This window comes from Delftia sp. 11MD (genome assembly GCF_050907895.1).
GTDB classification, from domain to species: Bacteria; Pseudomonadota; Gammaproteobacteria; order Burkholderiales; family Burkholderiaceae_C; genus Comamonas; species Comamonas tsuruhatensis.
Genome location: NZ_CP194333.1, coordinates 1,969,874 through 1,995,605, shown reverse-complemented (window position 1 = coordinate 1,995,605; position 25,732 = coordinate 1,969,874). Strand labels below are relative to the sequence as shown.

At 67.4% G+C, this 25,732-nt stretch carries 25 protein-coding genes and 1 other RNA gene; 12 read left to right on the top strand and 14 right to left on the bottom strand.

The window, feature by feature from the left end:
- The first annotated feature begins 15 nt into the window (after window positions 1-15).
- From ACRSCF_RS08945 to ACRSCF_RS08915, 7 genes are all read left to right on the top strand, one after another.
- Window positions 16-615 (top strand): DUF2889 domain-containing protein, encoded by a 600-nt coding sequence (locus ACRSCF_RS08945; protein WP_016447429.1) that lies wholly within the window; start codon window positions 16-18, stop codon window positions 613-615.
- Window positions 616-639: 24 nt separating this feature from the next.
- Complete coding sequence (locus ACRSCF_RS08940; protein ID WP_016447430.1) at window positions 640-1,425, top strand: SDR family oxidoreductase; 786 nt, start codon at window positions 640-642, stop codon at window positions 1,423-1,425.
- Between the two features lie 65 nt (window positions 1,426-1,490).
- Window positions 1,491-2,627, top strand: coding sequence for a GTP 3',8-cyclase MoaA (gene moaA / locus ACRSCF_RS08935; protein WP_016447431.1), 1,137 nt, complete (start codon window positions 1,491-1,493; stop codon window positions 2,625-2,627).
- A 62-nt stretch (window positions 2,628-2,689) separates the two neighbouring features.
- Complete coding sequence (gene mobA / locus ACRSCF_RS08930; RefSeq protein ID WP_074921390.1) at window positions 2,690-3,385, top strand: molybdenum cofactor guanylyltransferase MobA; 696 nt, start codon at window positions 2,690-2,692, stop codon at window positions 3,383-3,385.
- A 29-nt stretch (window positions 3,386-3,414) separates the two neighbouring features.
- Entirely contained in the window at window positions 3,415-4,752 is a 1,338-nt protein-coding gene (gene moeA / locus ACRSCF_RS08925; protein ID WP_126312148.1) for a molybdopterin molybdotransferase MoeA, read from the top strand.
- A 14-nt stretch (window positions 4,753-4,766) separates the two neighbouring features.
- Window positions 4,767-5,099 (top strand): thioredoxin family protein, encoded by a 333-nt coding sequence (locus tag ACRSCF_RS08920; protein ID WP_034365530.1) that lies wholly within the window; start codon window positions 4,767-4,769, stop codon window positions 5,097-5,099.
- 46 nt (window positions 5,100-5,145) lie between these two features.
- Window positions 5,146-5,877, top strand: a complete 732-nt coding sequence (locus ACRSCF_RS08915; protein ID WP_223275354.1) for a TetR/AcrR family transcriptional regulator — start codon at window positions 5,146-5,148, stop codon at window positions 5,875-5,877.
- A 47-nt stretch (window positions 5,878-5,924) separates the two neighbouring features.
- Here ACRSCF_RS08915 and ACRSCF_RS08910 read toward each other — a convergent pair whose 3' ends face one another.
- The 7 genes from ACRSCF_RS08910 to ACRSCF_RS08880 form a co-directional block, all read right to left on the bottom strand.
- The gene (locus ACRSCF_RS08910) at window positions 5,925-6,902 is read right to left on the bottom strand and encodes a Bug family tripartite tricarboxylate transporter substrate binding protein (RefSeq protein ID WP_026062757.1); all 978 of its coding nucleotides are present in this window, start codon (window positions 6,900-6,902) and stop codon (window positions 5,925-5,927) included.
- 54 nt (window positions 6,903-6,956) lie between these two features.
- Window positions 6,957-7,778 carry a TauD/TfdA dioxygenase family protein gene (locus ACRSCF_RS08905; protein WP_016451352.1) on the bottom strand — a complete coding sequence of 274 codons (822 nt, stop codon included), beginning with the start codon at window positions 7,776-7,778 and terminating at the stop codon, window positions 6,957-6,959.
- Window positions 7,779-7,816: 38 nt separating this feature from the next.
- Window positions 7,817-10,060 (bottom strand): xanthine dehydrogenase family protein molybdopterin-binding subunit, encoded by a 2,244-nt coding sequence (locus tag ACRSCF_RS08900; protein ID WP_034365534.1) that lies wholly within the window; start codon window positions 10,058-10,060, stop codon window positions 7,817-7,819.
- Window positions 10,038-10,484, bottom strand: coding sequence for a (2Fe-2S)-binding protein (locus tag ACRSCF_RS08895; protein ID WP_017404538.1), 447 nt, complete (start codon window positions 10,482-10,484; stop codon window positions 10,038-10,040). Before ACRSCF_RS08895 ends, ACRSCF_RS08900 begins: the two co-directional genes overlap by 23 nt.
- A gap of 51 nt (window positions 10,485-10,535) precedes the next feature.
- A complete protein-coding gene (locus ACRSCF_RS08890; RefSeq protein ID WP_034365538.1) occupies window positions 10,536-11,621 on the bottom strand; it encodes a porin in 1,086 nt (361 codons plus the stop codon).
- Between the two features lie 223 nt (window positions 11,622-11,844).
- Window positions 11,845-12,291, bottom strand: a complete 447-nt coding sequence (gene rnhA, locus ACRSCF_RS08885; protein ID WP_016447441.1) for a ribonuclease HI — start codon at window positions 12,289-12,291, stop codon at window positions 11,845-11,847.
- On the bottom strand, window positions 12,288-13,097 hold the full coding sequence (locus tag ACRSCF_RS08880) for a class I SAM-dependent methyltransferase (RefSeq protein WP_017404536.1): 810 nt from the start codon (window positions 13,095-13,097) through the stop codon (window positions 12,288-12,290). The genes rnhA and ACRSCF_RS08880 overlap by 4 nt, the downstream gene beginning before the upstream one ends.
- A gap of 19 nt (window positions 13,098-13,116) precedes the next feature.
- On the opposite strand from ACRSCF_RS08880, the gene gloB reads away from it, so the two are divergent.
- Both gloB and ACRSCF_RS08870 read left to right on the top strand, forming a co-directional pair.
- On the top strand, window positions 13,117-13,890 hold the full coding sequence (gene gloB, locus ACRSCF_RS08875; protein ID WP_016447443.1) for a hydroxyacylglutathione hydrolase: 774 nt from the start codon (window positions 13,117-13,119) through the stop codon (window positions 13,888-13,890).
- A complete protein-coding gene (locus ACRSCF_RS08870; RefSeq protein ID WP_070080956.1) occupies window positions 13,890-15,428 on the top strand; it encodes a transglycosylase SLT domain-containing protein in 1,539 nt (512 codons plus the stop codon). Before gloB ends, ACRSCF_RS08870 begins: the two co-directional genes overlap by 1 nt.
- Before the next feature lie 67 nt (window positions 15,429-15,495).
- Here the strand turns inward: ACRSCF_RS08870 and ACRSCF_RS08865 are convergent, their stop codons facing one another.
- The 5 genes from ACRSCF_RS08865 to dnaX all read right to left on the bottom strand — a co-directional run bounded on the left by ACRSCF_RS08865 (window position 15,496) and on the right by dnaX (window position 20,434).
- Window positions 15,496-16,581, bottom strand: coding sequence for an ABC transporter substrate-binding protein (locus ACRSCF_RS08865; protein ID WP_016447445.1), 1,086 nt, complete (start codon window positions 16,579-16,581; stop codon window positions 15,496-15,498).
- Window positions 16,582-16,665: 84 nt separating this feature from the next.
- Window positions 16,666-17,097, bottom strand: coding sequence for an MAPEG family protein (locus tag ACRSCF_RS08860; protein WP_244387932.1), 432 nt, complete (start codon window positions 17,095-17,097; stop codon window positions 16,666-16,668).
- A gap of 45 nt (window positions 17,098-17,142) precedes the next feature.
- Entirely contained in the window at window positions 17,143-17,733 is a 591-nt protein-coding gene (gene recR / locus ACRSCF_RS08855; protein WP_034365541.1) for a recombination mediator RecR, read from the bottom strand.
- Between the two features lie 146 nt (window positions 17,734-17,879).
- Window positions 17,880-18,212 (bottom strand): YbaB/EbfC family nucleoid-associated protein, encoded by a 333-nt coding sequence (locus tag ACRSCF_RS08850; protein ID WP_012206701.1) that lies wholly within the window; start codon window positions 18,210-18,212, stop codon window positions 17,880-17,882.
- 47 nt (window positions 18,213-18,259) lie between these two features.
- On the bottom strand, window positions 18,260-20,434 hold the full coding sequence (gene dnaX / locus ACRSCF_RS08845) for a DNA polymerase III subunit gamma/tau (protein ID WP_203400585.1): 2,175 nt from the start codon (window positions 20,432-20,434) through the stop codon (window positions 18,260-18,262).
- 100 nt (window positions 20,435-20,534) lie between these two features.
- Between dnaX and ffs the strand changes: the two genes are divergently transcribed.
- An RNA gene (gene ffs, locus ACRSCF_RS08840) (signal recognition particle sRNA small type) lies at window positions 20,535-20,631 on the top strand.
- Between the two features lie 65 nt (window positions 20,632-20,696).
- On the opposite strand, the gene ACRSCF_RS08835 is transcribed toward ffs, so the two are convergent.
- Window positions 20,697-22,073: a TIGR03862 family flavoprotein gene (locus ACRSCF_RS08835; protein ID WP_034365544.1), complete on the bottom strand. Its 1,377-nt coding sequence runs from the start codon at window positions 22,071-22,073 to the stop codon at window positions 20,697-20,699.
- A gap of 271 nt (window positions 22,074-22,344) precedes the next feature.
- Between ACRSCF_RS08835 and trxA the strand changes: the two genes are divergently transcribed.
- Entirely contained in the window at window positions 22,345-22,677 is a 333-nt protein-coding gene (gene trxA, locus ACRSCF_RS08830; protein WP_016447450.1) for a thioredoxin TrxA, read from the top strand.
- A gap of 267 nt (window positions 22,678-22,944) precedes the next feature.
- Window positions 22,945-24,207, top strand: a complete 1,263-nt coding sequence (gene rho / locus ACRSCF_RS08825; protein ID WP_016447451.1) for a transcription termination factor Rho — start codon at window positions 22,945-22,947, stop codon at window positions 24,205-24,207.
- Window positions 24,208-24,273: 66 nt separating this feature from the next.
- Here the strand turns inward: rho and ACRSCF_RS08820 are convergent, their stop codons facing one another.
- The gene (locus ACRSCF_RS08820) at window positions 24,274-25,683 is read right to left on the bottom strand and encodes a CoA transferase (RefSeq protein WP_244387931.1); all 1,410 of its coding nucleotides are present in this window, start codon (window positions 25,681-25,683) and stop codon (window positions 24,274-24,276) included.
- Window positions 25,684-25,732 lie beyond the last annotated feature (49 nt).

Sequence of the window (25,732 nt, the reverse complement as noted above, 5' to 3'; positions counted from 1 at the left end):
AAAGAAGAATTCCCCATGCCCTTGTCTCCCGTTCCCGACCGCACGCCCCAGCATGAACGCGACGTGCGCTACCGCAGCTACGCCCGCGCCGATGGCCTCTGGGACATCGAAGGCGAGCTGCGCGACAGCAAGACCCATGACATCGAACTGAGCGGCGGCCGCCACATGCCGGCCGGCACGGCCATACACCACATGTGGATACGCACCACGGTCGATGCCCGCCTGGCGGTGCAGGCCATCGAGGTCGTCATGGACTCCCATCCGCTGGGCCACTGCCCCGAGGCCACGCGGGCCCTGCAGAAAATGGTCGGCTGCAGCATGGCGCGCGGATGGCGCAAGGCCATCAACGAGAACCTGGGCGGCGTGGCCAGCTGCACGCATCTGCGCGAGCTGCTGTTCAACATGGCCACGGCCGCCTTCCAGTCCGTGCCCGGCGTCTTTGGCGATGCCGACCCCAGCCAGCCGCCACGCCACCTGGGCCAGTGCCTGGGCTGGGACTTCAATGGCCCCGGCGTGGCGCGCTACTACCCGCAGTTCGTGGGCTGGCAGCCCGGCACAGGCGGCGTGGCCCCGACCCCGGCGACCACAGCAACCACCGAAACCCAGGGGGCCTGACCCCCGACCGAGGAGCAAAGCCCGATGCGTGTCCAGGACAAATCCATCATCGTCACAGGCGCCGGCAGCGGCATAGGAGCCGGCATCGCCATGCGGCTGGCCGCCGAAGGCGCACATATCGTCGTCAACGACATCGACCGCGAGGCCGGCACGCGCGTGGCACAGGCCATCAACGCCGTGGGCGGCCGCGCGCTCTATGTGCAGGCGGACATGACGCAGGGCGAACAGGTCAAGGCCCTGGTGGCCGCCACACTGCAGGCCCACGGCCGGCTCGATGTCTTCGTCAACAACGCAGGCTGGACGCACCGCAACCGTCCCATGCTCGAAGTCAGCGAGGCCGAGTTCGACCGGGTCTATGCCATCAACGTCAAGAGCATTTATCTCTCGGCCATCCACGGCGTGCCGGCCATGCGCGCCAATCCGCCGATGGCCGATGGCCGCCCCGGCGGCGGCAGCTTCATCAACATCGCCTCCACGGCAGGCCTGCGCCCGCGCCCGGGGCTGACCTGGTACAACGGCTCCAAGGGCGCCGTCATCGTGACCAGCAAGTCCATGGCCGCGGAACTGGGCCCGGAGAACATCCGCGTCAACTGCATCAACCCCGTCTTCAACCCCGACACCGGCCTGGCCGCCGAGTTTGCCGGCGGCCCCGTGGACGAGGAGCGCCGCGCGCGCTTTCGGGCGACGATTCCGCTGGGCCGCTTTTCCACGGCGCTGGACGTGGCCAATGCCGCGCTGTATCTGGCCAGCGACGAGGCGGCCTTCATCAGCGGCACCTGCATCGAGGTGGATGGAGCGCGCTGCGTCTAGACGCAGATCAAGATCTGCAGGCTTGCGCAGAGCCTGGACATAGGCATTCGGGCAAAATCGCGGGCATGGCAGAACGAGTGATCCCCCTGGTCGACGAGCGCGCCCCCACGCGCCCGGCCACCGTGCCAAGACTGCTGCAGGCGCCCACCGGCGATCTGCGTGACAGGCTTGGCCGGCCGCTGCGCGACCTGCGCATCAGCATCACCGACCGCTGCAACTTCCGCTGCAGCTACTGCATGCCCAAGGAAGTCTTCGACAAGAACTACCGCTACCTGCCGCACGGCTCGCTGCTGAGCTTCGAGGAGATCACGCGCACGGCCCGCCTGTTCGTGCAGCATGGCGTGCGCAAGATCCGCCTGACCGGCGGCGAGCCGCTGCTGCGCAAGAACGTGGAAACGCTGGTGGAGCAGCTGTCTGCCCTGCGCACGCCCGACGGCCATCCGCTGGACCTGACGCTGACCACCAACGGCTCGCTGCTGGCGCGCAAGGCCCGGGCGCTCAAGGCGGCCGGCCTGAACCGCGTCACCGTCAGCCTGGACGGGCTGGACGACGCGGTGTTCCGCAGCATGAACGACGTGGACTTCCCGGTCTCCGACGTGCTGGCCGGCATCGAGGCGGCCCAGGCGGCAGGCCTGGGCAACATCAAGGTCAACATGGTGGTCAAGCGCGGCACCAACGAGGACCAGATCCTGCCCATGGCGCGCCACTTCCAGGGCACGGGCGTGACCTTGCGCTTCATCGAATACATGGACGTGGGCGCGACCAACGGCTGGCGCATGAACGAGGTCCTGCCCTCCGACGAAGTCATCGCCCGGCTGCGCGCCGAGCTGCCCCTGGTGCCGCTGCAGGCCAGCAGCCTGGGCGAGACCGCCGTGCGCTGGGGATATGCCGATGCGCAGGGCCTGCACGATCCCTCGCTGGGCGAGGTCGGCGTGATCAGCAGCGTCACCCACGCCTTTTGCGGCGACTGCAACCGTGCGCGCCTGTCCACCGAGGGCCGGCTGTACCTGTGCCTGTTCGCCTCCGAAGGCTGGGACCTGCGCAGCCTGCTGCGCAGCGGCGCCAGCGACGAGGAAGTGGCAGCCGCGCTGGCCCCCATCTGGCAGCAGCGCACCGACCGCTATTCCGAACTGCGCGCCAGCCTGCCGTCCAGCACGGACACGCAGCGCAGGCGCATAGAGATGAGCTACATCGGCGGCTGAGCCCGCGCGTCGCGCGCGGCTCCCTTTCCCTTTCCCCTCGGTTTCTCCATCACAAGCCACACATGCCCGTTTCCTCTCTGCCCGACACCCTGCCCTTGAGCGACATCACGGGCTGCGTGCTGGCAGGCGGGCGCGGCATGCGCATGGGCGGCATCGACAAGGGCCTGCAGCCCTTTCTGGGCCAGCCGCTGGCGGGCCACGCGCTCAGCCGCCTTGCGCCCCAGGTCGGGCATCTGATGCTCAACGCCAATCGCCATACCGAGGCCTATGCGCAACTGGGCGCCCCCTATGGCGCCCCGGTCTGGCCCGATGCCGAACCCGACTACCCCGGCCCGCTGGCCGGCTTTCTGAGCGGCCTCACCCATTGCCAGACACCCTGGCTGGTCTGCGTGCCCTGCGACACGCCGCTGTTCCCCCAGGACCTTGTACAGCGGCTCGCGCAGGCTGCGCTGGCGCAGCAGCCTGCGGCCGACATCGTCGTCGCCCATGGCTGGGAACGCTCGCTTGATACAGATCAATCCAGGCTGCGTGCCCAGCCCGTGTTCTGCCTGATGCGGTCATCGCTGCGTGATAGCCTGCAGTCCTTCATACGTTCGGGCGGCCGCAAGATCGATGCCTGGACGGGCCAGCACCGCTGCGCCACCGCCCTCTTCGATCGCGCGGACGACAGCCCGCTGGCCTTTGCCAACGCCAACACGCAGCAGGAGCTGCAGGCCCTGGCGCAGGCCGCGGCCTGTGTGCCCGTGACGCCGCCGTGACCGGCCTTGCCCCACCGGATTCCGTTCTGATGACCGCCACCTTCCAGCCCGCCTCCGCCCCCATCGCCTCCGCCCAGGACCTGAGCGTTGATCAGGCACTGTCCCAGCTGGCCAGCCTGCTGCAGCCCCTGGGCCCGGTGGCGGATGTGGAAACACTGGCGCTGGCCGACGCGCTGGACCGCATGCTGGCCGAAGACATCGTCTCCCCCATCGACGTGCCCGCACATGACAACGCCGCCATGGATGGCTATGCCTTCGACGGCAGCCAGCTGCAGGCCGGCGCCCCGCTGGTGCTGCGCGTGGTCGGCCAGGCCCTGGCCGGCAAGCCCTGGCATGGCACGGTGCGGGCGGGCGAGTGCATCAAGATCATGACGGGCGCCGTGCTGCCGCCCGGTCTGGACACGGTGATCGCGCACGAACGCACCGAGCCCGCCGATGCGGCCTCGCCCGACCATGTACGCATCCCCGCCGGCAGCGTGCGCACCGGAGACAACCGCCGCAGGCGCGGCGAGGATCTGAGCCAGGGCTGCGTGGCGCTGGCGGCGGGCCAGCGCCTGCATCCGGCAGCCCTGGGCCTGATCGCCAGCCTGGGCCAGTCTCAGGTGCATGTTCGCAGGCGGCTGCGCGTGGCCTATTTCTCCACGGGCGATGAAATCCTGCACCCCGGCACGGCGCTGCGCGAAGGGGCGGTCTACGACAGCAACCGCTTCAGCCTCATCGGCCTGCTGCAGCGCATGGGCGTCAAGGTGCTGGACCTGGGCGTGGTGGCCGACCAGCCCGAAGCCTTGCAGGAGCGCCTGCGCGAAGCCGCCTCCCTGGCCGACGTGGTGCTGACCAGCGGCGGCATCAGCGCGGGCGAGGCCGACCATACGCGCGCCATGCTGCAACGCATGGGCAGCGTTCATTTCTGGCGCCTGGCCATGCGGCCGGGCCGGCCGCTGGCCGTGGGCCTGTTGCAGCCCGATGCGGGCACGCCATTTGCCGCCAGCCGGCCACCGGCACGCACCACGGTACTGATCGGCCTGCCCGGCAATCCCGTGGCTGCCATGGTGAGCTTTCTGGTCTTTGTACGGCCGGCGCTGCTGCAGCTCATGGGCGCCGCCGCCGTGGACGGTGAACCGGCCGCCCTGCCCCAGGCTGTGGCTGCGCAGGCCCTGTCCAAGCGGCCAGGCCGCACCGAGTACCAGCGCGGCATTCTGTCCAAGGGCGCCGATGGCCTCTGCATGGTGCGCACCACGGGGCCGCAGGGCTCGGGCGTACTCAGTTCCATGGCCGAGGCCGACTGCCTCATCGTGCTCGAACATGAGCGCGCTGCCGTGCAAGCCGGCGAAACCGTGTCCATCCTGCCGCTGCAGGCCTTTCCCTGACAGGAGATTGCCCCATGCCCTTCCAGTCCAAGCACCTGACCGACGCCCCCGATCGCAGCACCGTCGATACGCTGCCCGGCGCTACCTTGCTGGAGTTCGGCACCGCCTGGTGCGGCCACTGCCAGCGCGCGCAACCGCTGATTGCCCAGGCGCTGGATGCCGCCCCGCAGGTGGCCCACATCAAGGTGGAAGACGGCCCCGGCAGGGCCCTGGGACGCAGCTACCGCGTCAAGCTCTGGCCCACCCTGGTCTTTCTGCGTGACGGGCAGGAGGTGCAAAGGCTGGTGCGGCCCCAGCAGGCCCGCGAGATCGAGGACGCGCTGGCCCGCATCACCGCCCAGCCCTGACACTTGCGGCGCAGCCGCTGCCTGTGTATCGCCGACAATGGCCCGCATGCCGTCCCAAAAGAAGCCTGCCGATTCCGCGCCCAAGAAGCCCCGCCGCAACAGCGGCCGCCCGCTGGCCGACGATGCCGTCGGCCGGGACATCATCCTGCAGACCACGGTCAACCTGCTCAAGACCCGCACGCCGGAGCAACTGAGCATTCTGGAAATCGCGGCGGCGGCCGGCGTCACGCGGGCGCTGGTGCGCTACTACTTCAGCAGCCTCAAGGGACTGCTGCAGGAAGTGACGGAGTCCCTGATGCGCGAGTTGCAAAACCGCATGGAAGTGGCGCTCAGGACGCAGGGCACGGTGGAAGAGCGCGTCTACCAGCGCCTGCTGCTGCGGCTGGATTTCATGCGCGAGCACCCGCAGTTCGAGCGGCTGGCGCTGTCCGAGATCTACCACTATGAAAGCGAAGAAGAGCCTCCGCCCTCGGGCACGCCGCTGCAGCGCATCACGCGGCGCGGGCTGGAGCTGACCTCGACCATGCTGATGGACGGAGCGCAGGCCAGCCACCCGGCACAGGTGGACCCGCGCTTCATCCACCTGGCCATCCTCAGCATTTCGGCCTTCCTGCCCACAGCACGGCCGCTGCTGGCCGAACTGTTCGGGGAAGGGCCGCAGGCAGACCAGCAGGTCGAGCACTATCTGCGCTTCATGTCCCACCTGCTGGCCGAGCGCATCAGGCAGGATGCGCCGGCGCAAGACCACCCACCACACCCGGGCCACCACCCGGATTGACTTGCGCCGGCGCCCGCTGCTCCCTCCTTTCGTCCGGTGCGCTGCCCTCAGTCGGACTGTATGCCCAGCTCCTTGACCAGCCGCCCGAAGCGCTCGAAGTCGCTGGCATTGGTCTTGCCCAGGCGCTGCGGCGGGCCGCCCACAGGGACGGTTCCCAGCGTGGCCATGCGTGCCACCACGTCGGGCATCTTGAGGACCTCGTTCAGGTGCGTATTCAGCAGCCTGACCACGTCGGCAGGCATGTTCCTGGGGCCGAACAGGCCGTACCAGGCCGTCAGCTCCACGTCCTTGTAGCCCAGTTCGGCCAGCGTGGGCACGTCGGGCGCCAGCGGCGAGCGCTGGGCGTCGGCCACGGCCAGCGCCACCAGCTTGCCGCCGGGCAGGTAGGGCGCGATGGAGCCCAGCGTGCTGTAGGTGAAGGGCACATGGCCGCCCACCACGTCCGTGACCGCAGGCGCCACCCCCTTGTAGGGGATGGACTCGAAGCGGGCGCCCGTGGCGCGCCGGACCATCTCGCCCAGAAAGTGCATGGGCGAGCCATTGCCCGGGGTGGCGTAGCCCAGCGAACGGCCCTGGCTCGCGGATACGGCCTCCTTGAGCGTGCGCACGCCCGCGCCGGGTCCGGCGACAAGGAACAGCGATGTGGAGCCGACCTCGATCACGGGCGTGAATCCGTTGAGCACGTCATATCCGTGGCCTGCGCCCAGCTTGAGCACCAGCTGGGCCATGGCAAAGGTATTGGGCGCCAGCAGCAGCGTATAGCCATCGGCCGGCGCCTTGGCCACATAGCTGCTGCCGATGGTGCCGCTGGCGCCTGCGCGGTTGTCCACAAGCACCGACTGTCCGATGCGGGCCGACAGCTTCTCGCCCAGCAGGCGCGCCAGCGCATCGGTGTCACCGCCTGCGGGATAGGCCACGACGATGGTGACGGGCTTGTGGGGATAGGCCTGCGCCTGGGCAGGACCGGCCAGCAGGGCCATGGCCAGGGCCATGCCTAGGGCAAGCGTTTTGCGTTTCGCTTTCATGGGATGGGCTTTCATCGTGGGTTTTGTCATTTTCAGCAAAGGCCGGGGCCGGGCTCACGCCTGGCGTATCGCCACGCGGTGCATGCGCCGCGCTGCGGGGTGGTAGTCGTTGACCGCGTAATGCTGGGTGGCCAGGTTGTCCCAGATGGCCACCGAGCCCTTGCGCCAGCGAAAGCGCACCTGCCACTCAGGCACCTTGGCCAGGCCGCTGAGCATGGCGATCAGCGCCGCGCTCTCGTCGCTGGTCACGCCCTCGATGTGCGTGGTGTAGAGCGAGTTCACAAAGGCCACGGGCAGGCAGGTCACCGGGTGCACCAGGACCACGGGCTGCTCCAGCGGCGGATGCTTGAGGCGCGTGGCCCGATAGGCCTCGCCCGAGGGATCGCGGCGCATCAGGCTTTGCCTCAGGGCCGGCGCCTCCCAGTTGTGGGTGGCGCGCAGCGTGCGCAGATAGGCCTGCAGCTCGGGCGCCAGCGAGGCGAAGGCCGTGGTCATGCTGGCCCACATGGTGTCGCCGCCCGTGGGCGGCACGTCCACGGCGTAGAGGCAGGCACCGGCGGGCGGCTTGGTCTGCCAGGTCAGGTCGGCATGCCAGATGTCGGTGCCGGTGCGCGTGCCCTGGCTGATCAGCAGCTCGACATGGGGATCGTCCGGGTGCGAGGGAAAGGTGGAGGACACGGGCTCGACCTTGCCGAACACCTGGGCCACGCGCACCTGCTGCGCAGGGTCCAGCGTCTGGTCGCGGAAGAAGATGACCTGGCGCTCGGCCAGCAGCTTGCGCAGCGCGTCCGCATGGTCATGCACCTGCGCCGGGTCCGAGAGATCGATGCCGTATATCTCCGATCCTATGCACGGGGTGATGTGTTCGACTTGCATGAAATTCCTTTTCTCAAAAAAAGCGGGTTGGGGGGTGATCAGGTGGACGCGATGTCCTGCGGCAGCGGCATGGAGCGGAACCGGCGGCCCGTGGCATGGAACATGGCCGTGGCCACGGCAGGCGCCGTGGGACCCAGGGCCACTTCGCCGCAGCCCTGGGGCGGCCGGTCGCTTTCGACCAGGACCACCTCCACGCGGGGCATTTCGGACAGTTGCAGCAGCGGGTAGTCGTGGAAGTTGCTTTGCTGTACCGCGCCCTTGTCGAAGTCCAGCCGGCTCTTGAAGGTGTTGGTCAGCGCAAAGCCGATGCCGCCTTCCACATTGGCCTTGACCAGGCCCGGATTGACCACGCGGCCCGCATCAATGGCGCAGATGGCACGCTCCAGCCGCACGCGGCCTTGCACAACACGCAATTCCATGACCAGTGCGACAAAGGTCTGGAAGCTCTCGCCCCGCCCCGTGTAGACGTTGAAGGTCATGGCGCGGTGCAGGCCTGCCGGCGCGGGCTGCTCCCAGCGCGCGGCGCGCGCCGCCGCATCCAACACGCCCAGCGCCAGCGGCTGGCCGGCCAGCAGGCGGCGCCGGTACTGGTAGTCGTCCACGCCTGCGGTGTGGGCCAGCTCGCTGATGAAGCTTTCCAGGAAGAACACGCTGGACGTGGTGCCCACGCTGCGCAGGTAGCTCAGCGGTATGGGCTGCTGCACGTCCACGGCATCCACCAGCAGGTTGGGCACGCCGTAGATCAGGTCGTAGATGGACTCGACCATGGTCTCGTCCCAGCCGCCGGCATCGGCCATCTTCTTGGGGTTGATGGCCCCGTACAGCGACTGTCCCGAGATGCGCGCATGCAGCGCGGCCGGCAGGCCGTCGGCGCCGAGCACGGCGCTCAAGCGCCCCGATGCGCCGGGCCGGTAGTAGGAATGCCGTATATCGTCCTCGCGCGAGCGGATGACCTTGACGGGCCGGCCCACGGCCTTGGACGCCGCCGCCGCATGCAGGGCGAAGTCGGGCATGTACTTGCGCCCGAAGCTGCCGCCCAGGAACGTGGTGTGCACGATCACCTTGTCTGCAGGCACGCCGCAGGCCTTGCCGAGTTCGCCGCGCAGGAAGTCCTGGCCCTGGTAGGGTCCCCAGGTCTCGACCTCGCCGTCGCGCACATGCACGGTGGCGGCCAGCGGCTCCATGGTGGCGTGCGTGATGTAGGGCGAGTGGTAGTCGGCCGTGATGGTCTTGCCGGCCGCCAGCACTTCACGCGGCTTGCCCAGGCTGCGGGCCACGACGGCCTTGTCGTTCGACAAGCCTGCGACGAACTGCGCATGGATGCGCTCGCTGTCCACGCCAGCCGCCGCGCCGGCGTCGAATTCGATGTCCAGCGCATCGGCAGCCTGCTTGGCAATCCAGTACGAATCGGCCACCACGACCACGGTGCTGGGCTCGGGGTCGGGCCACTGCGTGGTGCGCACGACGGCATGCACGCCGGGGCGCGCGCGCACCTCTGCCTCGTTGCGGATGCGCACGATGCGCCCCGTCACGCTGGGCGCCATGCGCACGGCGCCGATCAGCATGCCGGGCACCTCGACATCGATGCCGAACACCGCGCTGCCGTCGACCTTGGAAGGCGTATCCACACGGCGCAGGTTGCGGCCGATCAGGCCCTGCTCGGAAGCCGACTTCATGCGCGGCCGCGCGGCCAGGGGCAGCCTGGAGGCATCGGCCACGATCTCGCCATAGCCCACGCTGCGGCCCGTCGCGGGGTGCAGCACGCGGCCGGCACGCGTCATGCACTGGGAGGCACGCACACCCAGGCGGCTTGCGCCGGCGCGCAGCAGCACATCGCGCGCCTGGGCGCCGGCCAGGCGCATGCGTTCATAGAAATAGTTCATGGACATGGAGGCACCCACGAACTGCTGGAACGGCATCTCGCCCGCATCGTTGCGGTAGGCGTCGCGCCCCGTGACGAAGCGCACGGTCACGCTGGCCCAGTCGGCATCCAGTTCATCGGCCAGCACCTGGGGCAGGCCTGTGTAGATGCCCTGGCCGACCTCGCACTGCGAAACGCCGATCACCACCTGGCCCGAAGGCTCGATCCAGACCCAGTCGCCGATGGCTGCTGCCGCCGCCGCACCGGCTGCCGGCGGCGCGGCCTGCGCCAGCGGAATCAGCAGGCTGCCTGCAGCAGGCGCCACCAGCAGCGCAGCGGCGCTCTGGAGCAGGTGCCTGCGCCGCAGCGAGATGGCCGAATCGGCCACGCGGCCCCGTTCATTGCTTGGACGCTGCGGCATGGATGGCCTCCCGGATGCGGTGGTAGGTGGCGCAGCGGCACAGATTGGTCATGGCCTCGTCGATCTGCGCATCGGTGGGCTGCGGATGGGCCTTGAGCAGTGCTGCAGCGGCCATGACCATGCCGGACTGGCAGTAGCCGCACTGCGGCACGTCCTTGTCCATCCAGGCCTTCTGGATGGGGTGGGAGCGGTTGCTGGACAGTCCTTCGATGGTCGTGACCGCCTTGCCGCCCACCGTCGAGACGGGCAGCACGCAGGAACGCACGGGCTCGCCATCGACATGGACCGTGCAGGCCCCGCACATGCTGATGCCGCAGCCGAACTTGGTGCCCGGCAGCTTGAAGTGGTCGCGCAGCACCCACAGCAAGGGGGTCTGCCCGTCGCCGTCAAAGGCCACGCTTCGGGAATTGAGGGTGAATTTCATCGTGGGGTCTCCAATGCGCCCGCATCGACCGGGCTGCATGTCTCATGCCTCTCAGAACGAGTGGTGTATGCCTGCTGCAATCACGGTCTGCGTGCGCCCGCTGGCAACGCCCACGGAATTCATCGCCGCCACGCCATCGGAGGCGCGCTGGTGCGTGACCGAGGCATGCAGCTGCGTGCGCTTGGAGAAGGCGTAGCGCGCGCCCAGGTGGACCTGGTTCCACTTCGTCTGCTCGAAACGGCTGAAGGAGTAGCCGGTGTTGATGGTCACCGCCTGGCTGGTCTGCCAGGCCAGGCCCAGGTCTAGCGCGCTCATGTGGCTGGAGGCTGCGCCGTACTTGAGCGTGGAGCGCGTGAGCAGCGCGTTGAGGCGGACCGGAAGCGCATCGAGCTGGTAGCCGCCGCCGATGCCCAGCACCTGGAAGGTATCGAGCACCAGCGGCCGGCCCGCCACCAGGTCCTGGCCCAGCGCGTTCGCCAGGCCCGTGCGCCCGGCGATATCGAAGGCACGGCCACGCGCATCGGTGTAGGCCACGGCCAGATTGAGCTTGGCACTGGAATAGCTGCCCATGACGCTGTAGGTGCGGTTGGCCTGCGAGCGGCCCGGCACCTCGCCAAATCCATACTGCGCGCCGAACTGCATACCGCCCATGCGCGGCGTCAGGTAGACCACGGAGTTGTCCACGGGGAACTGGCTGGACAGGCCGTCCAGGTTGCCCGGGTGGTACAGATAGAAGTTGTAGAGCTGGTAGCCATTGCCCCATTGGCTCAGCGTGCCGGCCGTGAAATCGACCTGGCGCCCCAGCCGCAGCGTGCCCAGCGAAGCACTGTCCAGGCCCACCCAGGAAGCCCGGTTGAAGTAGCTGGTGGGCGAGATCGGCGAGCCGATGTCCGTGAGGAATCCGTTTTCCAGCTGGAACGAGGCCTTCAGGCCGCCCCCCAGGTCCTCGGAGCCGCGCAGGCCCCAGAGGTCAGGCTGGGAGATGGCCGAATCCATGCGCGTGAGCCGGCTCCCGCGCACATCGCTGATCCAGGGCATGGTCAGGTCCATGCTGCCGTACAGCGTCACCGAACTCTGGGCCAGCGCCGCTCCCGCGCCGCCCAGCATCGCCAATGCGGCAATTGCTTTGTATTTCATCGCAAGGCTCTTTCATCGTGAGATGGTTTAAAAATTCCACAAGTGGCAATTTCAAACACCACACCACGGAAGATGCCTGGCAGGGCGTGCATTAATTTCCACTTATGGAAATATTAGCTGCACCCATCGAGTCCTGTGTCTGGGGTTTTCATCTACCGCGTTTGAGGTAGTCCTCGGGAAGAGGAGCAAGGGACAGGCATTGCACCTGTCCCGCACAAGGCGTTCAGCGTCCCAGCGCCTGATCCACGCCCATGTTGGCCAGCGCGTCGGCGCGCTCGTTGCCGGGATCGCCCGCATGGCCCTTGACCCAGCGCCAGTCGATGCGGTGCCCGCCACCCTGCACCAGGGCGTCCAGCCGCTGCCACAGCTCCACGTTCTTGACGGGCTCCTTGGAGGCCGTCTTCCAGCCCTTGGCCTTCCAGCCGTGGATCCACTCGGTGATGCCCTTGAGCACGTACTGGCTGTCGATGTAGAGCACCACGTCGCAGGGCCGTCTGAGCGCAGACAGCGCCTCGATCACGGCCATCATCTCCATGCGATTGTTGGTGGTGTTCAGCTCGCCGCCGAACAGCTCCTTCCTGGCGCTGCCAGCCTCCAGCACCACGCCCCAGCCGCCAGGACCCGGATTGCCCTTGCAGGCACCGTCCGTATAGATAACAACTTGATTCAAAAAAAATCCTTGATATGAATGGCCCGGCCGTCAGGCCGGTTGGAATGCAGATCACCGTCGGGCGCGGCCTGTGCCGGCATGCGACGGGCGACCGGCACCGTGGCGCCCGACACGACCGCGCGGCCGCGCCAGGCAGGCTCCAGCATGCGCGCACCCGGCACACGCTTGACGGCCACCACGCAGTACACACCGCCCAGCATGGGCCAGCCCAGCCGTCCCACGCGGTCCATGAACTGCCAACGGCGCAGCCAGCGATCCGTCTGCACGGCGGGACGATAACAGCCGAATTGCACGGCCTCGATCTCGAAGGCCAGCAATCGCAGCCAGTCGCGCAGCCGCCAGTAACCCACGCCCCAGCCCACATCGGGCAGGTACACGCCACGCTCGGCACGCCGCTGCACGCCCAGCAAACTGGCAGGATTGAGTCCGCACACCACGATGCGGCCTTCAGGCATCAGCACCCTGGCCGCCTCGCGCAGCACGGCATGCGGGTCCGGCGAGGTCTCCAGCGTATGGGGCATCACGACCAGGTCGAGGCTGGCCTCGGGAAATGGCAGCGCGGCGGGATCGGCCAGCAGCGCCACGGGAACCTCCAGCGGGGCAGCGCCGTCCGCTGGCGCTGCATCCTGCGTGGAATCCAGCGCCAGCCAGCGGTGCGGCATGCGGTTGGCACGCAGCCCCTGGAGCATGGGCATGCCCAGCTGCAGGCTGTGATAGCCGAAAATATCGGCCACCGCCTCGTCGCAGCGCTGCTGCTCCCATTCCAGCAGGTAGTGGCCGAGGGCAGATTGCGTCCAGTGATGCATCCCTATAATTTTGCTGCTCATGAACCTGTTGCCCATTCCTGCTTTTTCCGACAACTACATCTGGCTGCTGCATGACGCCGGGCAGGCCCTGGTCGTCGATCCCGGCGATGCAGCGCCCGTGCTCGCCACGTTGCACCGGCTGGGCCTGCAGCTGCAGGGCATTTTAGTCACCCACCACCATGCCGATCATGTCGGTGGCGTGGCCCAGCTGCACCAGGCCACGGGCGCCCAGGTCTGGGGTCCTGCCTACGAGCAGTTGCCCGAACCCGTTCAGCGCGTGCAGGGAGGCGATGCCGTGCAGGCACTGGGCGGCCCCTGGCAGGTCATCGATGTACCAGGCCATACCAGCGGCCACATTGCCTTCTACAGCACGGCGGCACAGGCACAGCCCGTGCTGTTTTGCGGCGACACGCTGTTTTCCGGGGGGTGCGGCCGCCTGTTCGAGGGCACTGCGCAGCAGATGCAGCAATCGCTGGACGATCTGGCCTCGCTGCCGGGCAATACACTGGTGTGCTGCGCACATGAGTACACAATGTCCAACCTGCGCTTTGCCCAGGCCGTGGAACCAAACAACGAAACCCTGGCTCACTACCAGCGGCATTGTCAGGCGTTGCGCGAGGCCGGTCGGCCCACGCTGCCATCCCTGATGGAGACCGAGCGCTCCATCAATCCCTTTCTGAGAACGCGCGAATCCGCGGTGGCCGCGGCCGCCGCAGGCTTCGACGCACAGGTGAGACAGCAGGACCCAGCCAGCGTGCTGGCCGGCCTGCGCCAATGGAAAAACGTCTTCTGATGAAACTGCTACACACCCTGCTGCTGGGCAGCCTGCTGGTTCTTGCCGGCTGCGCCACCACCAGCGGCCCGGACTTGGCCGGCACGACGGATACCTCCCCCAGCCCCGCACCCCACTCCCCCATGTATCCCAAAGGGCCGCTGAGCCCGCTGGGCACAGGCAGTGCCAGCAACGGCGACGTGGCCTCGCTGGAGACCACGGGCGATCTGTGGGTACGCATCCGCCAGGGCTTTGCCATGCCCGACCTGGACCAGGATCTGGTCAAGGACCGCGAGCAGTGGTACGCCAGCCGTCCCGACTACATACAGCGCATGACCGAGCGCTCCAGCAAATACCTGTTCCACATCGTCGAGGAACTGGAGCGGCGCAACATGCCCACCGAGCTGGCGCTGCTGCCCTATATCGAGAGCGCCTTCAACCCGCAGGCCGTCTCCACCGCCAAGGCGGCCGGCATGTGGCAGTTCATGCCGGCCACCGGCACCTATTTCGACCTCAAGCAGAACGCCTTCCGCGACGACCGCCGCGACGTGCTGGCCTCCACGCGCGCCGCGCTGGACTACCTGCAAAAGCTCTATGACATGTTCGGCGACTGGCACCTGGCCCTGGCCGCGTACAACTGGGGCGAAGGCAGCGTGGGCCGCGCCATCAAGCGCAACGAGAAGCTGGGGCTGCCCACGGGCTACACCGACCTGCAGATGCCGGCCGAGACCCGCATGTACGTGCCCAAGCTGCAGGCCGTCAAGAACATCGTGGCCAACCCCGATGCGTTCAACACCGAGCTGCCGGTGATCGAAAACCACCCCTACTTCCAGACCGTCACCATCACCCGCGACATCGACGTGGAACTGGTGGCCAAGCTGGCCGACGTATCGACCGAGGACTTCAAGGCGCTGAATCCCAGCTTTCGCAAGCCGGTGATCTTTGCGGCCGGCACGCCGGAGATCCTGCTGCCCTGGGACAACGCCAAGGTGTTTCGCCGCAACATGCAGGCCTTCGACGAAGGCCAGTACGCGAGCTGGACCGTCTGGACCGTGCCCTCCACCATCAGCGTGGCCGAGGCGGCCCAGCGCGTGGGCCTGGGCGAGTCCGACCTGCGCGCCCTCAACAACATTCCGCCGCGCATGCTGATCAAGGCCGGCTCCGCGCTCATGGTGCCGCGCGGCGCCAACGTGCGTGCCGACGTGGCCGGCCACGTGGCCGACAACGGCCAGATCAGCTTTGCCCCCGAGATCATCACGCGCCGCACCACCATCAAGGCACGCAAGCGCGACACGCTGATCAGCGTGGCCAACCGCTACGGCGTCAGCGTGTCCAACCTGGCGGACTGGAATGACCTGAAGTCCTCGGCCACGCTGCATGCAGGCCAGTCGCTGGTGGCCTATCTGCCGGTACGCGCCAGCAGCGGCGGCAACGCCCGCGCAGCCAAGTCCACGGGAACCGCACGCAAGGTGGCCGTTCAGCCGCAAAGCCGCAACGCCAAGACGGCCGTCACCACGGCACAGCGCGGAGGCAAGCCATCCAAGGTGAAAAAGCGCTGAGGAATCCCTCTGGCACCCGCTTCACGGAGCCCGCTTTCGCGGGCTTTTTTGCGTGCGGCCGCCGGGCTCAGGTGTGAAAGCGCTGGCGGGACTGGCGCACGAATTCGTTGGTGTACGAGCGCTCCAGGTCAATGCCGCCGCGCGCCAGCGCAGGGTCGAGCCGGACCAGCGCACGCAGGGCCGTGGCGGGCCCGTCATCGGGCATCATCCCATCGGGCGAAATCGTGGTGCGCATGTGCTCGAAGGCCGACAGATAGGCGCGCCGGGAGCCCAGCAGATAGGGCGCAGGCACGGCCCGCAGCACATCCATGGGCGCGGCAGTCTGCAGCCACTTGAGCGAGCGCACCATGGCGTTGCTGAGCGCCTGGGCCTTGGCCGGGTTCCTGCGCAAGAAGGCCTGTGTCGCATACAGCGTGCCCGAGGGCATGGAGCCGCCATACAACTGCGCGCTGCTGCGCAGATCACGCAGGTCCCGCACGATGCGCACGGCGCCCTTGTCCTCCAGCACGCTCATCAGCGGGTCCGCATGGCACAGCGCATGCACACGCCCGGTGCGCAGCGCCTCCATGGCATCGGGCCCAGAGCCCACGCCCACCAGTTGCACCGCAGCGGGATCCAGGCCATCGCCCAGCAGCATCAGCTGCATGGCCCGGGCCGTGGATGCGCCCAGCGAGGAAACACCCACGCGCCGCCCGCGCAGATCGGCCAGCGTCTGGTAGCGCGGCATCCAGCGCGCAGCCACGCCCAGCGCGATCTGGGGTGCACGCCCCTGCACGACGAAGGCCCGCAGCTGGCTGCCGCGCTGCTGGGCAAGAAGCGTGTGTTCATAGGCGCCCGCGCAGACATCGGCGGCGCCCGACTCCAGGGCCTGCAGCGACTGCGATCCGCCTGGATAGTCCTCAATGCGCACGGCCAGGCCTTCGGCCTCGAAATAACCCAGCTGCTGCGCAATCACCAGCGGCAGGTAGTACAGCAGGCCCTGGCCGCCCACGGCAATCGTCAGCAGCTCGGCCGAGCCGAGCACAGGGAGCGACCAAAGAGGAGCCAGCCCCAGAAGGCTCAACAAGGTTCGGCGATCAAGCACGTGGGAAGACATGATGGTTATTTTGCTGCAGTGCAACACGATCATGCCCAGAGCCCGCATACGCAGCATCGGTGCTTGCCCGTACGTGAAACACCGCAGGGCCTGTGGTGCAGGCCCTGCGCGGGACGAGGGCGCCGGATGCGGCCGCAGGCCTCAGCGGTAGCCTGCGAAAAACAGCAGCAGATTCACCACCAGGGCCAGGGCCCAGGCCAGACTGCGCAGCGTGGCGCGGTCCGTCACATAGAAGGCGATGTAGGCGATGCGCAACACCACGAAGGCCACGGCAAGGCCATCGACCCGCGCAGCTGGCGCGCCCAGTTGCCAGGCAACCAGCAAGGCACCAATGAAGAACGGCAGGCACTCGAAACTGTTGGCCTGCGCCGCATTCGCCCGCGCCTGGTAGCCGGTCTGCTGGGCGAGCCAGGCGCGGGGGTCGTGGTTGTCGAAGCCGCGCTGCCCCGGCCGGTGCTTCATTCCGGGCGCCTTGGCGATGTAGGCGCAGACCAGCGGCAGCAGGGCCGCCACCAGCAGGCACCAATGGGCAAGGGAAAAACCGCCGGGCGGCAGGACGACAGAGGTCGGCATACGGGCTCCTGATGAAAAGACAAGGAATGCTGGCCGCCTCCACCACTACCGGCGATCCACCAGCGCATGGGCGATCGTACCCAGGTCCACGTACTCGAGTTCGCTGCCGATGGGCACGCCGCGCGCCAGCCGCGTCACATGGATGCCGCGCGCTTTCAGCGCCTCGCTGATCGCATGGGCCGTGGCCTCGCCCTCGGCCGTGAAACTGGTGGCCAGGATCACCTCCTGCACCTTGCCGTCGCCGGCGCGCTCCAGCAGGGATGACAGATTCAGGTCGCGCGGACCTATGCCGTCGAGCGGAGACAGCCGCCCCATCAGCACGTAGTAGTAGCCGTTGTAGGCCCCCGTGCGTTCCATGGCCCCCATGTCGGCAGGCGCCTCCACCACGCACAGCCGGGCCGAGTCGCGCCCGTCGTCCTGGCAGATGGAGCAGATGCGGCCTTCGGTGAAGGTATGGCAGCGCTCGCAATGGCTTACCGACTCCACGGCCGTGGTCAGGGCACGGGCCAGCTGCCGCGCGCCGTCCTGGTCGCGCTGCAGCAGGTGAAAGGCCATGCGCTGCGCAGACTTGATGCCCACGCCCGGGAGCCTGCGCAGGGCTTCGATCAGACCATCGAGCGATTGCACATCCGACATGGCGGCTTCCTTTCAATGAAGAAGATTCTCAGAAAAAAAGCGACCTGCAAGGGCAGATCGCTCGATGGCCGCTCAACGCAATTGAGTGGCTGGGGAAACCGTCACGGCCTCTCCCGGCTGTTCGGCACAACCTCTCGGGGCCAGCCTCAGAAAGGGAACTTCATGCCGCCCGGCAGGCCGGGCATGCCGGCCGTGAGCTTGCCCATCTTTTCGTTGGAGGTTTCTTCTGCCTTGCGCACGGCAGCGTTGAAGGCGGCAGCCACCAGGTCTTCCAGCATGTCCTTGTCTTCGGCCAGCAGGCTGGGGTCGATGGTGATGCGCTTGACGTCGTGCTTGCAGGTCATGACCACCTTCACCAGGCCCGCGCCGGACTCGCCTTCCACCTCGATGTTGCCCAGTTCATCCTGGGCCTTCTTGAGGTTGTCCTGCATGGCCTGGGCTTGCTTCATCAGGCCGGCCAGTTGTCCTTTGTTGAACATGTGAGTTCCTTCTTCTGTAGGGTAAAAACGAAACGCTCTAGAGCGTGTCAGGGCTGAATGGATACGGGCTTGATACTGCCAGGCACGATTTTCGCGCCATGGCTGCGGATCAGGGTCTGCACCAAAGAATGATTCATCACGATGTCTTCGGCAATGCGCTGGCGCTCATGGCTGGCCACCGCATTGCGCCGCGCGGGGCTATCCACCACGGCGCCCTGCTCGACATGCAGTTGCCGGGCCAGGCCGGCAGCCTCCAGCGCCGCACGCAGGCGCTCGCGCGTGGCGGGCTGGGCCAGCGAGCTGCTTTCCACACGCAGCTTCCAAGTATCGCCCTCGCGCGCCACCAGCTGCGACTGCAGCGCCAGCTGGCGCGCCAGCGCAGTGACGGCCTCGGCCTGCACCAGTTGCTGGACGGCAGCGTGCCAGACATCGCCCTCGGCCGTGCGCTCCACGGTCGGTGCGGGAGGCGCATCCGGGGACTGGCGGCCACGTTCGGGAGCGAAATCCTGCACATCGATCTGAGTGTCGATCTGCGGTTCGGACTGCCGTGCCACGGCAGCGGCAGGCGGCTCCAGGGCCAGATCTCCGTCATCGCTCCAGCGGCCTTCGTCGGCCCAGCCTTCATCGGGCATCCCGGCCCAGGCACCCTCGTCCGGCGCATCGGCATCCTGCACCTGCGGCGCCTCATCGGCAGAAGAGTCTTCGTCTTCCTGCACATCGTCCACAGGCTCGTCCAGGGGCTCTTGGGCGACACCGGCGGCCGGCTTCAGCTCTGGAGCAGCGGAAGGCCTGGCCTCTTGGACAGGCGCAAGCACAGGTTCCGGCCTGGCAACTGCGGCCACGGCCACGGGCGCCTGAACAGGCGCTGGAGCCGCAACGGCTTGCACCACGGGAGCGACCACGGCGGGCGCAGCGGTCACGGGAGATGCGACAGGCGCGACAGGAGCAGGAGGCGCGACCGGGACGGGCATGGCCGCCTTGGCTGGGGCAGCGGGAGCCTCGGGCAAAGCGGGCTGTGCGGGCCGCGTCTGCGCAACGGGCGCGGGAGATTCAGGCTTCGCCGTGGAGGGGGTCAGCGCTGGAGTTTTTTTTTCAGCCGCGCCCGGGGCGGGCTCTGCAGATTGCGGCTTGAACGCCAGCAGCCGCAGCAGCGCCATGGTCAGCGCCGCGTACTCGTCGGGTGCCAGGCCCAGTTCGGCCCGACCATGCAGGCAGATGCTGTAGAGCAGCTGGGTTTCGTCGCGCGGCATCAGCAGCGCAAGACGGGCAATTTCAGCGGCCTCCGGATCGCTGGCGTCGGCGGCCATCTGTGGCACAGCCTGCGCCACAGCCATGCGTTGCAGCACGGCGCACATCTCCTCCAGCGTGGAGGCTGCAGACAGGCCGTTGCGGCGCAGCGCCTCGGAGGTTTCCACCACCACCTGGCCATCGGCCTGGGCGAGCGCCTCGATCAGGCGGAACACATGGCTGTGGTCCACGCTGCCCAGCATCTGGCGCACCATGGACTCCTGCAGCTGGCCGCTGCCAAAGGCAATGGCCTGGTCGGTCAGCGACAGCGCATCGCGCATGGAGCCGCGCGCGGCGCGAGACAGCAGGCGCAGGGCCTGGGGTTCGGAAGCCACGCCTTCTTGGCCGAGCACCTGGCCCAGATGCTCCAACACGGTCTCGGGCGCCATGGGCCGCAGGTTGAACTGCAGGCAGCGGCTGAGCACGGTCACGGGCACCTTCTGCGGATCGGTGGTGGCCAGCACGAACTTCAGGTATTCGGGTGGCTCCTCCAGCGTCTTGAGCATGGCGTTGAAGGCCGTGTTCGTGAGCATGTGCACTTCGTCGATCATGAAGACCTTGAAGCGTCCCTGCACCGGCTTGTAGACGGCCTGCTCCAGCAGGCTTTGCACCTCGTCCACCCCGCGGTTGGAGGCGGCGTCCAGCTCGGTGTAATCGGGAAAGCGGCCGCTGTCGATTTCGGTACAGGCCGCACAGACGCCGCAGGGCGTTGCCGTGATGCCGCCCTGGCCATCGGCGCCCTGGCAGTTGAGCGACTTGGCCAGAATGCGCGAGACCGTGGTCTTGCCCACGCCGCGCGTGCCGGTGAACAGATAGGCATGGTGCAGGCGCTGCTGCGTCAGGGCATTGGTGAGCGCCTGAACGACATGCTCCTGCCCCACCATTTCGGAGAAATTGCGGGGGCGGTATTTGCGGGCCAGCACAAGATAAGACATCCCGCGATTCTACGGGGCTGAGCACCCTCGCCCGGTGCGCCCCGGGTTTGGCCGGCCTTGTCGCCCGGGCAGCCCGGTGTTTGCCCCTATAATCGAGAGTGACGGGCCTCCTCGCATGGGGAAGCGGCCAACCGGGTCAGGTGGGGAACCAAGCAGCCCTAACCGTGAAACCAGTGCCGAGGGCAAGGCTCGTCACCTTCCATTGAACAGCAGGCCCTGCGGGCGCCTGCCCCGTCCACGCCCGCAGCGGCCCCTTCTCTCCTCAACGCGTCTCGCCATCCACCTTCAGATAGCGGGCAACGCCCTGTGCCGCGTGCACGCCGCTGGCCATGCATGCCGTCAGCAGGTAGCCACCCGTGGGAGCCTCCCAGTCCAGCATTTCGCCGGCACAGAAAACGCCGGGCGCAGCCACGCACATGCCATTGGCATCCAGCGCCTGCAGCCGCACGCCACCTGCGGTGCTGATGGCCTCGTCGATGGGCCGGGCCGCCACCAAGGTGATGGGCAGGGCCTTGATGGCCTGGGCCAGCCGCGCGGGATCGGCCACGCCGTCCTTGCCCAGCACCTCATGCAGCACGGCGGCCTTGATGCCGTCCAGGCCCAGGCGCCCCTTCAGATGGCTGGCCAGGCTGCGTGAGCCACGCGGATGGCGCACCTCCGCCAGCACGCGCTCGGGTGTCAACTGGGGCAGCAGGTCGAGATGGACGGTGGCATGCCCGTCGCGCGCAATGACTTCGCGCAGCGCGGCAGAGACGGCATAGACCAGGCTGCCCTCCACGCCCGTGGTCGTGGCCACGAATTCGCCCTTGCGCGAGAAAACGTTGCCCCGACCATCATCAAAGGACAGCGCCACCGACTTGAAAGGCTGGCCGGCAAAGCGCTCGGTGAAATAGGGGCTCCAGCCGCGCGCAGGCTGGGGGCTAGCCCCCAGCAGCTCGGCCATGAATTCCCTGCGATCGATCTGCCCGCCCGGCGCCGCACCGCCCAGGCCCACATCGAACCCGCAGTTGGAGGGCTTCAACGCAGCGACTTCCACGCCGCGCTGCTCCAGCCAGGGCATCCAGGCGCCATCCGAGCCCAGCCGCGCCCAGCTGCCGCCGCCCAGCGCCAGCACCACGGCCTTCGCGTGCACCTGCAGCCGCCCTTCGGGGGTATCAAAGCCCAGCGCATCGCCATCCAGCCAACCCAGCCAGCGGTGGCGCGTGTGCAGGACCACGCCCTGGGTCTGCAGACGCACCAGCCAGGCACGCAGCAAGGGCGCAGCCTTCATGTCCTTGGGGAATACGCGGCCCGAACTGCCCACAAAGGTTTCCACGCCCAGCTCGCCGGCCCAGGCACGCAGCTGATCCGGGGGCAGCAGCTCCAGCCAGCGCGAGACCTCGGCACTGCGCTCGCCATAGCGGGAGACAAAGGCGGGCAGGTTTTCGGAATGGGTCAGGTTGAGCCCGCCCTTGCCGGCCATGAGGAACTTGCGTCCTGCGGAGGACTTGGCCTCGAACACATGGACAGTCAGCCCCTTGCCGGCCAGCCCTTCGGCCGCCATCAGGCCCGCAGGCCCGGCGCCGATCACCGCCACATCGCAGTCCATCGTGCGCGCCGCCGCGCTGTGTTCAAAAGCATCCATCACATCAGTTCCCATTCCAAGCTCGCATTCAACTTTGCGCTGCCGGCAGACTCATATGCCTGCAGCGCGGGCGCGCAGAATACCCTGCCGCAGGCCGGCCTGCGCGCAGGCGCCACTAATTCCCGATGACCCCGCAACCCTGCTGCCGCCCCGTAAACAGCTATGACAGTCATAGCATCCAGCTACCGCCCATACGGTGCAGCAGGTGATAGGTTTCTGTCACAATCATTTCGCGGTGCGGATTTTCCTGCGCCTTCCTCATTGCGAAAAATCAAGGACATCACCCATGGCCAGCGAACTGATCAAACACATCTCCGACGCAAGCTTTGAAGCTGACGTCTTGCAACCCGGCTCCACGGTGCTGGTCGATTACTGGGCCGAATGGTGCGGTCCCTGCAAGATGATCGCCCCCATCCTCGACGAAGCAGCCCAGACCTACAAGGACAAGCTGTCCATCGCCAAGATGAATGTGGACGAGAACCGCGAGATCCCGGCCAAGTTCGGCATCCGCGGCATCCCCACGCTGATGCTGTTCAAGGACGGCCAGCTGGCCGCCACCAAGGTCGGCGCCCTCAACAAGGCACAGCTGTCTGCTTTCCTGGACCAGCACCTGGCCTGATTCTCCTGGCTGCCCCCTACACCGGGGCAGCCAAACATGCGGCCCGGCGCTGACCGCTGCACCGCATCACACTGGCGCACAAACCCTGCGCCAGCGCAAATTTCCCTATGACCTGCGGATTTTTTCCTGTCATAATGCCCTTCATCACCGGCCTTATGCATCGAAGGCCGCGCTGAGACCCTCAGGCAAGCCAGCCCACTTCCACAGTGTTTCGCTTGGCTCAACGCCTCCCCCTGGTTTCTTTCCACTCCGTTCTGGAGTCTCTCCATGCACCTTAATGAACTCAAGGCACTGCACGTGTCTGAAGTCCTGAAGCAGGCCGAAGCGCTTGAGATCGAAAACGTCGGTCGCATGCGCAAGCAAGAGTTGATGTTCGCCATCATCAAAAAGCGCGCCAAGGCCGGGGAACAAGTGTTCGCCGACGGCGTGCTGGAAATCCTGCCGGATGGTTTCGGCTTCCTGCGCAGCCCCGACACCAGCTACACGGCCAGCACCGACGACATCTACATCTCGCCCAGCCAGGTCCGCCGCTTCAACCTGCACACCGGCGACATGATCGAAGGCGAAGTGCGCACACCCAAGGATGGCGAGCGCTACTTTGCCCTGACCAAGCTCGACTCCGTCAATGGCGGCTCGCCCGAGCAGAACAAGCACAAGGTGCTGTTCGAGAATCTGACCCCCCTGTTCCCCACCCAGCAGCTGCGCCTGGAGCGCGAGATCAAGGGCGAGGAGAACATCACCGGCCGCATCATCGACATCATCGCCCCCATCGGCCGCGGCCAGCGCGCGCTGATCGTCGCGCCGCCCAAGAGCGGCAAGACCATGATGATGCAGAGCATCGCCCACGCCATCACGGCCAACCATCCCGACGTTCACCTGATGGTGCTGCTGGTCGATGAGCGCCCCGAGGAAGTGACCGAGATGCAGCGCTCGGTCAAGGGCGAGATCATCGCCTCCACCTTCGACGAGCCCGCCACGCGCCACGTGCACGTGGCCGAGATGGTGATCGAGCGCGCCAAGCGCCTGGTCGAACTCAAGAAGGACGTGGTCATCCTGCTGGACTCCATCACCCGCCTGGCCCGCGCCTACAACAACGTCGTGCCCTCGTCGGGCAAGGTGCTGTCGGGCGGCGTGGACTCCAACGCGCTGCAGCGCCCCAAGCGCTTTTTCGGCGCGGCGCGCAATGTGGAAGAAGGCGGCTCGCTGACCATCATCGCCACGGCCCTGGTCGATACCGGCAGCCGCATGGACGAAGTGATCTTCGAAGAGTTCAAGGGCACGGGCAACAGCGAACTGGCCCTGAACCGCCGCCTCTACGAAAAGCGCGTGTTCCCCGCCATCGAACTCAACAAGAGCGGCACGCGCCGCGAAGAACTGCTGCTGGCTCCCGAGATCCTGCAGAAGACGCGCATCCTGCGCCAGTTCATGTACAACATGGACGAGATCGAGGCCATGGAGCTGATGATCAAGAACATGCGGGCCACCAAGACCAACGTGGACTTCTTCGACATGATGCGCCGCGGCGGCTGATCTCAGAGATCCAGCCCACGGCACCTCTGCGAACGCCTCGCTCACGCGGGGCGTTTTGCATTCAGCTCACCATGCAGCGGCAGCCGTACCCAGGGCGCAAGCCGCACGCTCCCAGTGCATGGGGGCGCCCGCCACCTCCACCGGCGCCCGCAGGCGCCGCGCGGGCCCCCAGGAAGTGGCCTCGACGGCCGCGCCGAAATCCGCACAACGGTCCACCGGCGCCAGTGTGCAGGAGTCCGGATCACCGACGCCCTGGCCCGCCAGGAGATGGGCCGTGCGCGCCAGCGAGGCTTGCACCGTGCTGCCGCCCAGCCCCTGGCTGCGCCGCACCAGCGCCATCACCACGGCGGCCGCCATCAGATAACCCGTTGCATGATCCAACGCCTGCAGCGGCAACGGCGTGGGCCGGTCGCGACCCAGCTGACGCATGCCCGCATCGGCAATGCCGGCGCTCATCTGCACCAGACTGTCGAAACCGCGCCGCTGCTGCCAGGGCCCGCTCCAGCCATAGGCATTGAGCGACACGTCGATGAGCGAAGGATTCACCTGCCGACGCCACGCGGCACCGAATCCCAGGCCTTCCAGCGCGCCGTCCCGGTAGCCATGGACCAGCACATCGGCCCCGGCCAGCAGTTGCTCGAACACGGCACGATGCTGTGGCGCCCGCAGATCCAGCCGGGCACAGCGCTTGCCCAGCGTGACCTCGGGCACCGTGCCGGGCTCCTCCCAGCCCGGCGGATCGATGCGCAATACCTCGGCGCCGTGACCCGCCAGCCATCGCGTGGCAGCGGGGCCGGCCAGAATGCGCGTCAGGTCCAGCACGCGCAGCCCCTGCAGCGGCCGCCTGGCCGATGGCTGCCAAGCACCCGCATGCCGGCTCGATTGCGGATGCGGATGTGGATGCATCTGCCACGCCAGCAAGGGCTCCCGCTGCACTGCGCGACCCTGCGGGTGCGCGGCCCATTCAGACAGCCCGCGCATGGCTGCGGCACAGCCGCCTTGCGCCACAACGGCCGACTCCAGTTCTTGTGCTGCCCAGCGCTCGACCGCGGCAGCCACGGCCTCGCGTTCGGCGGGCGCATCCAGAACGGCCAGTGCCGCTGCACGGTGATGGGGCGCATTGGTATGCAGGCGAATCCAGCCGTCCGCCGTGCGGTAGTCGCCGGCCACGGAATCCCACAGCGCGGGCATCTCCCAGCCCTGCGGATGCAGGCTATGGCCAAACCACAAGGAGGCAAGCCTGCGATCCACCACCACACGCGGCGCTGCAGCGTCGAGCTGCGCGATCAACTCGGATAGGCAAAGGCCTGCCACACCCAGGCTGGCGGCCGCCAGATCGGAGACCGGGAACACGGAGGCCAAGGAGCCACGACCTCGCTGCTCCAGACGTTGGAGCGCCACCGGATCACCATCCAGCGCCTCCCAGATCTGGCCGGTGCAATGGTCGAAAGCGCAGGGAAAAGGGAGACGGGACATGGAGCACTCCTGGCAGCTGAAACAAGGCTTGGAACTCGCACCATAGGTT